The organism is Silvibacterium dinghuense, from assembly GCF_004123295.1.
GTDB lineage: Bacteria > Acidobacteriota > Terriglobia > Terriglobales > Acidobacteriaceae > Silvibacterium > Silvibacterium dinghuense.
Genome location: NZ_SDMK01000002.1, coordinates 995,233 through 1,008,923, shown reverse-complemented (window position 1 = coordinate 1,008,923; position 13,691 = coordinate 995,233). Strand labels below are relative to the sequence as shown.

Annotated in this window: 12 protein-coding genes and 1 riboswitch; of the genes, 9 read left to right on the top strand and 3 right to left on the bottom strand. The window is 60.5% G+C overall.

Going from position 1 to position 13,691, the window contains the following annotated elements:
- The first annotated feature begins 58 nt into the window (after positions 1-58).
- The 5 genes from ESZ00_RS13420 (at position 59) to ESZ00_RS13400 (ending at position 3,431) form a co-directional block, all read left to right on the top strand.
- The gene (locus tag ESZ00_RS13420; protein WP_129208758.1) at positions 59-391 is read left to right on the top strand and encodes a hypothetical protein; all 333 of its coding nucleotides are present in this window, start codon (positions 59-61) and stop codon (positions 389-391) included.
- Positions 388-1,275 carry a hydroxymethylglutaryl-CoA lyase gene (locus ESZ00_RS13415; protein ID WP_229741266.1) on the top strand — a complete coding sequence of 296 codons (888 nt, stop codon included), beginning with the start codon at positions 388-390 and terminating at the stop codon, positions 1,273-1,275. Before ESZ00_RS13420 ends, ESZ00_RS13415 begins: the two co-directional genes overlap by 4 nt.
- A 163-nt stretch (positions 1,276-1,438) precedes the next feature.
- Positions 1,439-2,251, top strand: coding sequence for an enoyl-CoA hydratase/isomerase family protein (locus ESZ00_RS13410; RefSeq protein WP_129208757.1), 813 nt, complete (start codon positions 1,439-1,441; stop codon positions 2,249-2,251).
- Between the two features lie 263 nt (positions 2,252-2,514).
- The gene (locus tag ESZ00_RS13405; RefSeq protein ID WP_129208756.1) at positions 2,515-2,883 is read left to right on the top strand and encodes a VOC family protein; all 369 of its coding nucleotides are present in this window, start codon (positions 2,515-2,517) and stop codon (positions 2,881-2,883) included.
- On the top strand, positions 2,880-3,431 hold the full coding sequence (locus ESZ00_RS13400; protein ID WP_129208755.1) for a P-loop nucleotide/nucleoside kinase family protein: 552 nt from the start codon (positions 2,880-2,882) through the stop codon (positions 3,429-3,431). The genes ESZ00_RS13405 and ESZ00_RS13400 overlap by 4 nt, the downstream gene beginning before the upstream one ends.
- A gap of 10 nt (positions 3,432-3,441) precedes the next feature.
- Here the strand turns inward: ESZ00_RS13400 and ESZ00_RS13395 are convergent, their stop codons facing one another.
- Positions 3,442-4,287, bottom strand: a complete 846-nt coding sequence (locus ESZ00_RS13395) for an energy transducer TonB (RefSeq protein ID WP_129208754.1) — start codon at positions 4,285-4,287, stop codon at positions 3,442-3,444.
- A 139-nt stretch (positions 4,288-4,426) separates the two neighbouring features.
- Between ESZ00_RS13395 and ESZ00_RS13390 the strand changes: the two genes are divergently transcribed.
- Positions 4,427-5,458, top strand: a complete 1,032-nt coding sequence (locus ESZ00_RS13390) for an alcohol dehydrogenase (protein ID WP_129208753.1) — start codon at positions 4,427-4,429, stop codon at positions 5,456-5,458.
- A gap of 71 nt (positions 5,459-5,529) precedes the next feature.
- On the opposite strand, the gene ESZ00_RS13385 is transcribed toward ESZ00_RS13390, so the two are convergent.
- Positions 5,530-7,209 (bottom strand): alpha-L-fucosidase, encoded by a 1,680-nt coding sequence (locus tag ESZ00_RS13385; protein WP_129208752.1) that lies wholly within the window; start codon positions 7,207-7,209, stop codon positions 5,530-5,532.
- Positions 7,210-7,279: 70 nt separating this feature from the next.
- Positions 7,280-7,912, bottom strand: a complete 633-nt coding sequence (locus tag ESZ00_RS13380; RefSeq protein ID WP_129208751.1) for a TetR/AcrR family transcriptional regulator C-terminal domain-containing protein — start codon at positions 7,910-7,912, stop codon at positions 7,280-7,282.
- Between the two features lie 100 nt (positions 7,913-8,012).
- Here ESZ00_RS13380 and ESZ00_RS13375 point away from each other — a divergent pair, with 100 nt between their 5' ends.
- From ESZ00_RS13375 to ESZ00_RS13365, 3 genes are all read left to right on the top strand, one after another.
- Positions 8,013-8,999, top strand: coding sequence for a quinone oxidoreductase family protein (locus tag ESZ00_RS13375; protein WP_129208750.1), 987 nt, complete (start codon positions 8,013-8,015; stop codon positions 8,997-8,999).
- Between the two features lie 92 nt (positions 9,000-9,091).
- On the top strand, positions 9,092-10,801 hold the full coding sequence (locus ESZ00_RS13370) for an alpha/beta hydrolase-fold protein (RefSeq protein ID WP_129208749.1): 1,710 nt from the start codon (positions 9,092-9,094) through the stop codon (positions 10,799-10,801).
- Between the two features lie 104 nt (positions 10,802-10,905).
- A riboswitch (cobalamin riboswitch) is annotated at positions 10,906-11,098 on the top strand.
- Between the two features lie 103 nt (positions 11,099-11,201).
- Complete coding sequence (locus tag ESZ00_RS13365) at positions 11,202-13,652, top strand: ribonucleoside-diphosphate reductase subunit alpha (RefSeq protein WP_129208748.1); 2,451 nt, start codon at positions 11,202-11,204, stop codon at positions 13,650-13,652.
- The last annotated feature ends 39 nt before the right edge of the window (positions 13,653-13,691 follow it).

The following is a 13,691-nucleotide window of genomic DNA, read 5'->3' as shown; positions in this document are numbered from 1 at the left end:
TAAGCGGCGAAAGGGTTCGCGCGCGAAAGGCAAGAGCGGATGGCTACGTTGGTGGCCTGTGGTTCTGGGCATTGTGGTGACGCCGGTGGCCGTGCATTTTGCAAGTATTTTTGCCCTGGGAGGGCCGGCGGCTCTGCGGCTTCTCTATCCGTATGTATTGCTGCTGAAGAATCCGGTGCTGGGGCTTTCGAGTGAGCTGTCGGATGCCTTCTCGCAGGGAATGATGTATGCCCAGTTTCCCCTCTATGGTCTGCTCATGATGCTCACCTTGCGCTCACGTGGCGTGGTTACAGCCTTCGGCTCGGCAGCGGTCATGCATCTGCTGGGAGTGTTTGTGCTGTTCCTGCTGGCACATTTGCAGGGAGCGCCGCACATGCAGGAGGTGCAATGACAAGCCGTATTTCCAATCAGGTCAAGCTGATCGAGTGTCCGCGCGATGCCTGGCAGGGGCTGCCGAAACCGATTCCTGTCGAAATCAAGGCGGATTATCTGAAACTGCTCTTCGCGGCGGGATTCAAGCACGTGGACGCAGTGTCGTTCGTCTCACCCAAGGCCGTTCCGCAGATGGCCGATGCCGAGCAGGTGCTGGCCTTTGCCGAGGCTCCCAGGGATGTGGAGATTATCGGCATCGTGGTGAACAAGAAAGGCGCAGAACGGGCGATCGCGACGAATGCCGTCACCACGCTCGGGTTTCCCTATTCGATTTCACCGGAGTTTCTGCGCCGCAATCAGAACCAGACCCCGGAGGAGAGCATCGACGCGCTGGATGCGGTGGGCGAGGCTGCCTACAAGGCCGGATTGGGGCTGGCTGTGTATGTATCAATGGCCTTCGGCAATCCTTATGGCGATACATGGGACGTGGGTGAGGTGATCGCCGCCTGTGAACTGCTGGCCGATACCGGGATCGAGCAGATTTCGCTTGCGGATACCGTGGGACTTGCAACACCGGAGCAGGTGGGCACGCTCTTTGCCGAGGTACGCACCTCGCTGGCGGATGAGATCGAGCTGGGCGTGCATCTGCATGCGCGGCCCGAGGCTGCGGCCGAAAAGGTGCGCGCAGCCTATGAGGCCGGCTGCCGCCGCTTCGACTCGGTGATCGGCGGCATCGGCGGCTGTCCCTTCGCGCAGGATGCGCTGGTGGGGAATATCGCCACTGAGACGGTGCTGGCGGAACTGGCACGTCTGGGCGCGGAGCTGCCAAAGCTCGAGCCGCTGGACAGCCTGATTCGCGTAAGCCAGGGAATCGGGCAGAAGTTCGGAACGGCAGCGCAATAGGGTGCTGGATGCGGTATTTGCGTGCTTATCGGAAGCCACTGAAGCGGCTTGCGTCGGTCACCGTTTAGACTCGCGACCAGCGGGAGCGGAGGCCGAAGGCGAATCGCCCTGCGCGAAGCAGCCCAGGTGTTAGACTCTCCTGTCATTCTCGCGGGAGGTCTTCATGCATGCATGCACAACCATCTTGTCGAAGAGCGAGGGCCATGTACGGGTTCTTACGCTCAACCGTCCGGAGCGCCGCAACGCGCTGAATCCGGTGATGGTGGAGGAGCTGACCTCGGCGCTCCTCGAAGCCGCAGCGGATGAGCGCTGCGGTGTGGTGATCCTGACCGGTGCAGGACAGTCATTCTGTGCTGGGCTCGATCTCGATCACCTGGCAACGATGGAGCAGCGGACGACCGAAGAGCACCGGCAGGAATCAGAAGCGATTGCGCGATTGCTGCGCACGCTCTACGAGTTGCCTCGGCCGACCATTGCAGCGGTGAACGGAGCAGCCGTGGCCGGAGGCATGGGGCTGGCCACGGTCTGCGACATGACGCTGGCCGTGCCTGAGGCCCGCTTCGGCTACTCAGAGGTCAAAATCGGATTTATCCCGGCCGTAGTCTCCGCCTTTCTGCGCACGCAGATCGGAGATAAGCGGTCGCGTGACCTGCTGCTGAGCGGGCGTCAGATCAAGGCTGTCGAAGCTCTGGACCTGGGGCTGGTGACGCGGATTGTGCCCGAGACGGAATTAATGGAAGAGGCGCGAAGGCTGGCCGTCTGCCTGCTGCGCAATAGTCCCGCCGCGATGCAGGCCACCAAGCGCCTGATGAATGAGTACGGCCGCGCAGAGTTGGATGCCGGGCTGACAGCGGCGATCGCGGCCAATGCCGAAGCGCGATTGACTGCGGATTTCCACGAAGGTGTGCGCTCGTTTCTGGAGAAACGGACGCCGGAGTGGCCGTCGCTGCGAGCGGAGAAACTTTCTCAGGGGTAGAGACAGAGAAACCGCAAGGGGGGAGATCGGTGCGTTCAGGATGAGCAGAAAGAACGGCCCGAACACACCAACCCCAAGGGAGAGTTCCTTTCAACAAATTTCCAGCGATGGGAACTCTAACAACCTAGACGAGCGACGCGGAAAGAAGGACGCAGGAAAATTGAATTTTTTGTCATGTTAAGGGATAAGATTGCGGTCCGACGCTAGATCGCTTTCTATAAGAGGTCAGGACGAGGGCTTACACGCTGGTCGGAGGGGAAATTATGGCGAAGGTGACAGGGTTGGGAGGCGCGTTTTTGCGGGCGCGTGATCCAGAGACACTGTATGCGTGGTACGAGCAGCACCTGGGGCTGAAGCGCGAGCATGGCTGTTTCCTGTTGCCTGCTGAGGCGCAACGGGCCTCGCTCGTGGTGTCTTTCTTTCCTCAGGCGTCGAAGTACTTTCCGGAGCGGCAGCCGGCGATGCTGAATTTTCAGGTGGATGCGCTCGATCCCCTGCTGGATGCACTCATCGCAGCCGGCGTCGAAGTGGATCCGAAGCGCGATCGGCACGACTACGGTAATTTCGGATGGTTCACCGATCCGGAAGGGAACCGGGTAGAGCTGTGGGAGCCGAAGGATAGCGCGGATTGAGTGGGAAGAAGACGACGTGGGTAATCCTGGCCGGGCTCCCTGGAGCAGGCAAGAGCACGCTGGCCCGGGCGCTTGTGGCCCATGCGAAGAAAGCTGGTTTCTCCGCCGCCATTCTCGATAAGGATCAGGTTCGGGCGGCACTGTTTCCCGGAGCTCTGACCGACTACAGCCGTGAGCAGGATGACCTGTGCATGGCTGCTGTCTACGACGCGGCGGCATACCTCACTCGCATAGGCTCGGCCCAGATCATCCTGCTCGATGGACGCACCTATCGCTCGCAGGTACAGCGCGAGGCGGCGATTCATGCAGCGGAGGCTGCTGGCGCGCGCTGGCGGCTGGTGCATGTTGTCTGTGCGGATGAGGTGGCCGAAGCACGGCTGGCGCAACAGCAGTCGGAACATCCTGCACGGAACCGCACACCTGAACTCTATCGCGCGGTGAAGGCACAATGGGAGCCGATTGCGGAGCCGCATCGGGTTGTGGAGATGACCGCGGATAAGGAAGAGGCGTTACTGAGGATGTGGCAATGGCTAAGTGCTCTTGAATAGTTGACGCGGCCTATTCAGCCCTAAAGTTGACTTGGATATTCACTCGGACGGGAATGGGGTTCCCCAACTTTTTTGCCGGAATAAATCGATATTGGCTCACGGCGATGAGGGCATTCAGGTCGAGCCCCGGCTCTAGTGGATGAGCGATTCGAGTGCAGGTGGGACGGCCTTCCGTGTCGATGATAGTGCTCAGAACAACAGTGCCGCCCATGTGTCTAAGGATGGCTTCTCGCGTAGGAATTGGATCAACGTCATGGACTATCCGTGGAGCGGTTATATCTTTACTCGCTTTTGCTAATTCCTGCCCTGCCGGTTGACCGAAGATTATGCATGCGGCGAGATTAAGCGAGGAAACAGGTGCAATAGAGGGAAGACTGAGCAGTGTTGCCGTGGCTTCTTTCGGTGTCTTATCTGAAAGTGCATCATTCACGCTAGTAGCAAAGACATGATGAAACGCAGGATTTAACCTTTCGGGATGTGTGGGATCCCGTTCGATTGTGATTTCAACGGCGTGTTTTTCGAGGGGTATAGCTCGGACATCGTTGATAACAGGCGGTTGATCGGAGCTGATCGGAATGAGTAGTAGAGCGCGATGCCCCTTGATTCGAAGCTCTTTGGAAGAGAGTTCAATGCTTTGGACTTGTACTCCGCTCCAGTAAAAGAGGCTGGGTACGAGGGCACTTTTCAAATCGCCCTGCGCGTCGAAGGCAAGCTTATCCGGCTCGTAGTTGGTGCGAAGTAATAAGGTCTGGCCTTTTAGTTGATTCTCGAGATCTTTCCCTTGATCAATTTGGGCAGCGCAAGAAGGGATATGCAGAGTAAGAAAAAGGATGAGAAGCCAGCGTGCGGCGCGCATGGTCTTAAGCTTCGCATGGCAACCTAAGAGAGAGCTACCGTAAAATCACACGCTGGTGATGGCGGGATGACCGCGTTCTGTGGATGATAGTGGGGCAGCTTTGATCCAGACGAAAAGTATACGAACGGAGGAAAACGCCATGGCGGCAGAGACGAGAAAAGGCCGGTTTGCGCAGGTGGTCAGCGCGGGCGGTGCCATCGAGGTGGTGATCCGCGAGGTGAGCAATCCTGCGGCAGGGCACGTGTTGGTGCGCGTGGAAGCCTGCGGTGTGTGCCACAGCGATTCGATCACCAAGTACGGGATCTTCCCCGGCATTCAATATCCGCGTGTGCCGGGACATGAAGTTGTCGGCCGCGTGGAGGCGATCGGTGACGGTGTGACGGAGTTCAAGGTCGGACAGCGTGTTGGTCTGGGCTGGTACGGCGGCCATTGCGGCACCTGCGAGCCTTGCCGGCGGGGCGATTTCGTCTGTTGTATTCGCGCCAGCATCCCCGGTATCACCTATGACGGCGGGTGGGCCGATTATGTAACGGCGCCTGAAGAGGCCTTGGCTGCGGTGCCGGAGTCGCTGAACTCGGCCGAGGCCGGACCGCTGCTCTGCGCAGGTATCACTACCTTCAATGCGCTGCGCAACAGCGGAGCGCGTCCGCCGGACGTGGTGGCAATTCTCGGCATGGGCGGCCTCGGGCACCTGGGCGTGCAGTACGCGGCGAAGATGGGCTATGAGACGGTGGCCATTGCGCGAGGCGCGGACAAGGCCTTGTTTGCGAAGGAGCTGGGCGCGCACCACTACATCGATTCGACCGCGCAGGACGTGGCTGCTGAGCTGAAGAAGCTGGGTGGAGCGAAGACCATCCTGGCGACGGTGACTGATGCCGGTGCCATGACGGCTGCGCTTGGCGGTCTTGGCTATAACGGAAAGTTCGTCGTGGTGGGCGTGCCTCCGGAGCCGCTGCAGGTGCCGGTAGTACCGCTGATCCTGGCCAAGCAGTCGGTGGCCGGCTGGCCGAGCGGCACCTCCATCGACTCCGAGGACACGCTGAAGTTCAGCTCGCTGACCGGCGTGAAGCCGTTGATTGAAAAGTACTCGCTGGACCAGGCTGCCGATGCCTTTGCCCGTATGGAGAGCGGCAAGGCGCGCTTCCGCGTGGTGCTCGAAACCGGAGCGTAGACGTTTTTCTATAGAGACAAAACAGCCGCCGGCTTCCGCGAGCCGGCGGCTGTTTTGTTTGTGCTGAAGGTTTAGAGCTTCTGCAGCAGCGCCTGTCCGCGAGTGGCTCCAATGACGGTGCCGGAGATGGTTCCGGTGTCGCCGAGGCCGGTCACGTCGATGATCAGCTCATCCGGATGGCCGGGCACATGCTTGAGCAGTTTGGGCTGCGATGCGCCGTCGAGAATGAGCGAGATGTCCTTGATCTCGGTGATCGTGCCTTCGGCGGGGACGAGCCGCAGCTGGTACTGCGCGGCTTCATTCACATACTTGTGCAGGTCGAGTGAGAAGCGCCCATCCTTCCAGTCGCCAATAAGGTTGTGCGACCAAAGTGCCGAGGCTGCACTCCAGTCCGACGGAGGAGCCACACCCGTGTCGTAGACCGCGAGTGTGCGGAGCACAGGGGCGGCCGCCGCTTTCGTGACGGTGATACGCACGGCATCAACGACTGCAGGCCCAACCGGCTGAATGCGCTTATGCCCGATGGCCGAACCTTCGCCGAGAGGCGTCCAGCTGCCGTTCACGCGTCCTTCAAGCGTGTAGGCGCGAACCCGCTCGCCGTCTTCAATCGCTTCCTGCAGAATCACTGTGTCGATGCGCGTGGAACTCGCAAGCTTGAGCGTGACCTGTGCGCCTTTGCCGGAAGTGGCGGCAATTGGACTGGCGAAGCGGCGCTTGATCTCTGCGCCGAAGGCCGTGGCTGCGGCCACATCGGGCGCTGCCAGCAGGCCGGAGGGATTGGGTGGAATGTTCAGCAGCAGCTGCGCTCCGCGTCCCACCGATCGGTAGTAGATCGAAAGCAGCTGGTCGACACTCAGAACCTTATTCTCGTTGTCCGGTGTCCAGAACCAGTCCGGGCGGCGGATCGATACATCGACCTCGCTGGGCAGCCAGCGGTTGCCATTCGGATCGCTGTCGAGCGCTGTCGCGGTGCCGGCCGCGGAGGCTTCACGATCGACACCGTTCCAGCAGGGATAGGGTGCGAAGCCGTCCTCATTACCGACCCAGCGGATGGTGGCTGCCGGGCCCTGAAAGATCGAGGCATGCGGCTGATACTTGCTTAGGATGTCGCCGACCGGCGTGGCCGTAGCGCCGTCGAACCAGATTTCGACCAGCGGACCGTAGCGGGTGACAAGCTCGGTGAGCTGTGCGCGGTAGATCGCGTTGTACTTCGCCTGTTCCTCGGGTGTCTTGCAGATGCCGCCGGTGGCCGCACCAAAGTGGTCGTCACGCGGAGAAAGATAGACGCCGAGACCGAGTTGGTACTTGTCGCAGGAGGCGCGCAGCATCTGCATGATGTCGCCCTTGCCGTTCTTCCAGGGCGAGCTCTTCAGGCTGAAGTCGGTGGTCTCGGTCTGCCAGCTGCAAAAACCATACTGATGCTTGGCGACAAAGACGATGTACTTCGCACCGAGCGCGACCGCAGTGCGAGCCCACTGGTCGGTGTCGAGATCGACCGGATTCACCTCAGAAGGCGGAACCGAGAAGTCGTGTGGGCGGCCGTTGAGATAGGTCTCGTTGCTGAAATGGACGAACATGCCAATTTCCAGGTCTTCCCAGCGAACCTGATCGGGTGTGGGATGTGCGAGAGCCACTCCCTCATGAGCGAAGGCAGGAAGAGGGTGGGCGAAGAGCACTGAGGTCCCGAAAGACGGCAGCGCCGAAAGCAGTCCGGCTTTGGCGGAAAGGGAGAGCAGGGTGCGGCGATCCATGGGGCCATTCTAGTCGTCTATACAGATTTCATGCGGCAAAAAAGCACGGCCTCCCATGTGGCACGGCAGATCAGTGCTGCGAAGCAGCTCCGCGCACAATCAGATCGAGTCCCTCCTTATACCTGCGATCGAAGCGGTCAAAGAGAATCGCGCCGCTTTGCCGCATAAGCGGGAACTCTACCGGATCGAGACGCGCATTGCGGGACGCAATGTCGTACTGCGGAGATCGCACGCCGGGCTGGGGAAAGACAGCCTGCTCTTCCATGACGAAGTTCAGCGTGTAGTTATAGACAGTGCTCAGCAGCACCACGGCCTCGCGCACGGTGAAGCCGCTTTCGACGAGACGGGCGGCCATGCGCTCCGGCGTCTTCATGTACTCGGTATTGGTGAGGCGCGTGCCGGCGATCATCCTTGCGCCATCGCGGTAGCCGAGTAGCACCTTACGCAGCCCAGTGCCGAAAGCAACGGCCCAGGCTGTCCAGTCTGAAGTGTTGCGAGCGGGAATGAGTTGCGAAGCGCCTTCTGCGAGTACGAGCGTCGCCATCTCGTCGAGAAGCGCCTCTTTGCTGGCGAAGTGCCAGTAGATGGACGCCGCCTGCACCTTCAACTCGCGGCCGAGGAGGCGCAGCGTGAGCTGCTCAAGCCCCACCTCGTTCAGCAGCTTGAGCGCCGCGCGGACCACCATGTCCCGATTTACCTTCACGAGTCCAGAGTAGCAGGATTGACTTTCTGAATCTAACGTTGTTCAAATAAATCTAACGTTGTTAGATAGGCAGGATTTGAGAACGAAGGGAGAGTGGACGATGAAAGCAGCGATTGTGCATGAGGTAGGAGCTTCCCCGGTGTATGGAGAGTTCGATGAGGCAGGTCTTGAGGCGGCGGCAGCCGCAGAAGGCATGGAGCTGGTGCGGGTGAGCGCGTCTGCGCTGAGCCCGTTCAGCAAATTGCGTTCAACTGGCAAGCATTACAGCTCAGGCAGAGTTTTTCCGGTCGTGGCTGGAGCCGACGGTGTGGGCCGGACAGCCGACGGCAGGCGCGTGTACTTTGTCCTGCCGGAGGCTCCTTATGGCGCGCTGGCCGAGAAAACGCTGGTGCGGAGCCGGCAATGCATTGCTGTGCCGGACGAGGTGGACGACGTGACGGCGGCTGCAATTGTGAATCCCGGCATGTCCGGCTGGGCGGCGCTGGTGGAGCGGGCGCGGCTGGTGCGCGGTGAGACGGTGCTGGTGCACGGCGCCACCAGCACGGCGGGAAGGCTGGCGGTGCAGATCGCGAAGCACCTCGGCGCGGCGCGTGTGATTGGCACGGGGCGGAATGAGCGCGAACTCGAGGAGCTACTTTCGCTTGGCGTGGACAAGGTAATCCCGTTTCGCGTGGGTGCGGACCATCCGAATGGCGCGCAGGCGTTTGAGTCGGCATTGATCGAGGAGTTTGGGCGGGGCATCGACGTGGTCGTCGACTACCTGTGGGGCGAGAGCGCGAAAGCGGTCATCACGGCGATCGCCAGGGCAGTCGAAGAGGCGCATCCGGTGCGGTTCGTGCATGTCGGTTCGGCGGCAGGCGAGAGAAATGTAGATCTGCCGGGCGAGGCGCTACGCTCTTCGGCGATCCAGCTGATGGGCAGCGGCGTGAAGAGTGTGCCCATGGTGAAGCTGCTGGAGGTGATCGGGCAGGTATTGGCTGCGGTAAAGCCGGCAGGGCTATCGATCGCGACAAAGACCATGCCGCTTGCAGAGATCGCCGAGGCATGGAGCGCTTCGGCCAAGCCGCGCATCGTTTGCACCGTATAGGTGGCGACTTTTCCCGGAGACAGAAAACAGAGGAGCAGCCTGCGTGCGGGCTGCTATTCTTCGTCCACGGATTTTCTGTTTTCAGGAGAGATATGCATCGTCTGGCAATTGCGGCAGTTGCTGTCCTTACGTGCGTCTGTGCGCATGCGCAGCGGATTGAGGTTTCGATTCCGGCTTCGAAGCCTTTGAACGGGCACCTGGTCCTGGTCTTCTCGAAGAACACGGAGTCGGAGCCGCGTGATCAGCTGGAGGAGAACTATCTTTCCTCGCAGGGATTCGGCGTGGATGTGGTCAACCAGGACCCGGCGAAGCCGATCGTGGTGGATGCGGCGACCGTCGGCTATCCGCGCAAGACGCTGAACGATCTGGACGCGGGCGATTACACGGTGCAGGCCGTCTTCAACGTCTACGAAGAGTTTCACCTCGAAAATGGCAAGACGCTCTGGCTGCCGCCGGACAAGGGCGAAGGACAACACTGGAATCACAAGCCAGGCAATCCTTACGACGCGCCGGTGAAGGTGCATTTTGATCCGAAGTCGAAGACTGTGCTGAAGCTGACGCTGGACAAGGTGATTCCTCCCATCGAGGGCACGGACGAAGATCCGGCGGTGATGGCAGCAAAGGATCCTGGCGCGAAGTGGCTGAAGTACGAGCGATTCCGCAGTGAAAAGCTGAGTAAATTCTGGGGACGCGACGTCTACCTGGGCGCATGGGTGCTGCTGCCCGATGGCTTCGACGAGCATCCGGATGCGCACTATCCGCTGGTTGTCTATCAGGATCACTACCATGCGGGCTTCGGGCCGCTGCCGTGGGTGACGACGCCTCCTGACCCGAAGGCAAAGGGCGGTCCGCGCCGTGGAAGCGCGGGCTACCGCTTTTATCAGGACTGGACCTCGGGTCGGCTGCCGCGCGTGATCATGATCTACGTGCAGAACGCGAACCCATACTATGACGACTCGTACGTGGTGGACTCGGCGAATGTGGGCCCTTACGGCTCGGCGATCAACGAGGAGCTGATCCCGTTTATCGAGAAGAAGTATCGCGGCCTTGGGCAGGGATGGGCGCGCGCTACCTTCGGCGGCTCGACCGGCGGCTGGGAAGCTTTGGCGACGCAAGTCTTCTATCCGGATATGTACAACGGAACCTGGGCAGCGTGCCCTGACCCGGTGGACTTCCACGGCTATCAGAACATCGATCTCTACAACGATGCGAATGCCTTTGTCCGCAAGGGCGACTTCGGCGAGATTCCGATAGCGGCTGATCGCAAGCCGGATGGCTCGATCATCGCGAACACCGATGCTGAGTTCCGCTTCGAATATGTGCTGGGCACGCATGGGCGCTCCACCGAGCAGTGGAATATCTGGCAGGCGGTCTTTTCACCCCAGGGAGCAGATGGCTACCCGGCACAGGTGATCGATCCGCTGACGGGGGAGATCGACAAGCAGGTCGTCGAGTACTGGCATGAGCACTACGACCTGAACGCCTATATGCAGAAGAACTGGGCGACGCTGGGACCGAAGCTCGAGGGCAAGCTGCACCTCGCGGTCGGAGACGGCGACACCTATTTCCTGAACAACGCGGTGCATGATCTACAGAAGTCGCTCGAGGCGACGCGCAATCCGCACTCGGACGCCCAGTTTCAGTACGGGCCGGGTGAGCCGCATTGCTATACGGGCGGTCCGGCCGAGTACACGATGCAGGAAAACAATGCGAACTGGCCGCAGCGGGTGCTTCCGCAGATGGTCGATCACATGCTGAGAACGGCGCCCGAAGGAGCGGATGTAAAGAGCTGGCGTTACTGATTCGTTAATAGAGAGCGGCTACCGGTCACCCATGGTGGGGTTTTGCAGAGATTTGCAGAATATCCACAATGGGTGGTCTTGTTTGTGGCTGTCGACTCAACTTATAGTGGGTTTATTCCGATGGTTCCTTCTATGAGGAGGATGAAAAGGGAATCCGGTGAAACTCCGGAACTGCCCCGCAGCGGTTAGCAGGTACGAAAGCCACGAGGACACTGGGTCCCGTTCGGACCTCGGGAAGTCTGGCAAGTAGGTTCGAACCTGCATAGTCCGAAGACCTGCCAACGGAAATATACGTTCGCGCCTCCGAGGGGAGGCGAAGTAACGGTAACTGGCGCTGCTCCGCCCGGAGCGGCTGGTGCTGTTTCTTCGCATGCTTTCCGAGGCCCAGGAGACTCTCCCGATGGCCGCTACTACCGATCGCATTCCTGTACAGACGACCCTCTCCGATGTGACGCCGGGTTTTCCCGTGCCCGAAGAGACGGCGGTGATGCATGTGCGCAAACGCAATGGATCACTCGAGCCGGTGGACGTAAACAAGATCGTGCGTGCGGTGCAGCGATGCGCTCACGGGCTGCAGCATGTGGATTCGATCCGCGTGGCTTCGAAGACGATCGGCGGCCTGTATGATGGCGCGACCACGCAGGAGCTGGACAAGATTTCGATCGACACGGCGGCTTCGCTGATCGCCGAAGAGCCGCAGTATTCGCGGCTGGCGGCACGCCTGCTGCTGGCGACCATCACGAAGGAGGTTTCGAATTTCAACCTCTACTCCTTCTCGCAGTCGATCAACTACGGGCACCATGAAGGTGTGGTCAGCAACGCCACGGCCGAGTTCGTGCATACCCACGCCCGCAAGCTGAATGACGCGATCGATGACAGCTTCTCCGATCGCTTCGAATACTTCGGCCTGCGCACAGTCTACGACCGCTACCTTCTGCGCGATCCGCTTTCGCGCCGCATCATCGAGACGCCGCAGCACTTCTTTCTGCGTGTAGCCTGCGGTCTGGCGCAGTCGCCGAATGAGGCCATCAACTTCTATCGGTTGATTGCGTCGCTCGACTACCTGCCATCCTCGCCGACGCTCTTCAACTCGGGCACCAAGCATGCGCAGATGTCTTCGTGCTATCTGCACGATTCGCCGCTCGACTCGCTCGACAGCATCTACGACACCTATAAGAATGTTGCACTGCTGTCGAAGTTCTCCGGCGGTATCGGGCTCGCATTCCACCGTGTGCGCTCCGAAGGATCGTTGATCCGCGCGACAAATGGCCTCTCAAACGGCATCGTGCCGTGGCTGCGCACGCTGGACAGCTCCGTGGCGGCGGTCAACCAGGGTGGCAAGCGCAAGGGCGCATGCTGCGTGTACCTGGAGCCGTGGCACGCGGACATCGAGCAGTTCCTCGAGTTGCGAGACAACACCGGCGACGTGGCGCGCCGTACCCACAATCTGAATCTGGCCAACTGGATCTCCGACCTCTTCATGCAACGCGTGGAGGCCGACGGTACCTGGTCGCTCTTCGATCCGAAGGACGTGCCGCAGTTGCCCGACCTTTATGGTGATGACTTCAAGGCTGCTTATGAGAAAGCCGAAGAGGAAAAGCTCTATCGCCGCCAGATCAAGGCTCGCGACCTGTATGCACGCATGATGCGCACGCTGGCCGAGACCGGCAATGGCTGGATGACCTTCAAGGACGCGACCAACCTGAAGTGCAACCAGACCGGCGAGCAGGGCAATGTGGTGCACCTCTCGAACCTGTGCACCGAGATCACCGAGGTGACCTCGAGCGACCAGACAGCGGTGTGCAACCTGGGCTCGATCAACCTTGGGCGGCACGTGACCTGGGATGCCGACGGACGGCCGAGCTTCGACTTCGAGAAGCTGGCGCGCACCGTGCACACTGCGGTGCCGATGCTCGATCGCGTGATCGACATCAACTACTATCCGATCGAGGAAGCGGCAAGCTCCAACGCGAAGTGGCGTCCGGTGGGTCTCGGCCTGATGGGCCTGCAGGACGTCTTCTTCCAGATGCGGCTGGCCTTCGATTCTCCTGAAGCGCAGGCGCTCTCGACCCGCATCCAGGAAGAAATTTACTACGCGGCGATGGAAGCTACCTGCGAGCTGGCCGAGAAGTATGGTCCGCATGAGACCTTCGCGCAGACGCGCATGGCCAAGGGCAAGTTCCAGTTCGACCTGTGGGGCGTGCAGCCTGCCGATCTCGCTCGCTGGGAAGCGCTGCGGGCACGGATTGCAAAGAGCGGCGTGCGCAACTCGCTGCTGATCGCCATCGCTCCGACGGCAACCATCGCCTCGATTGCTGGCTGCTACGAGTGCATCGAGCCGCAGATCTCGAACCTCTTCAAGCGCGAGACGCTCTCGGGCGAGTTCCTGCAGGTGAACCGCTACCTGATCGACGAGCTGAAGGCGCGCAATCTGTGGAACGAGGAGATGCGTGTGCGGCTGAAGATGGCGGAAGGATCGGTGCAGGGCATTGAAGAGTTGCCCGAAGATGTGCGTCTGCTGTACCGCACCGTATGGGAGATCCCGATGCGCTCGCTGATCGATATGGCCGCAGCGCGCAATGCGTATCTCGATCAGTCGCAGTCACTGAACCTCTTTGCCGAGTCGCCGAACATCGGCCGCCTCTCTTCGATGTATATGTATGCGTGGAAAAAGGGCCTGAAGACGACTTACTACCTGCGTTCGCGTCCGGCGACGAAGATCGCCAAGACGACAGTGCCGGGAGCCGCGGCCCGCGTGTCGGCGCCGGCTGCTCCGGCGCCTGCAGTGACTGCGAGCGCAGCGATTGCCTGCTCGCTTGAGAATCCGGAGTCGTGCGAGGCCTGCCAGTAGGCGGGTCTCCAGCGATCCAACACGAAATATCAACTGACA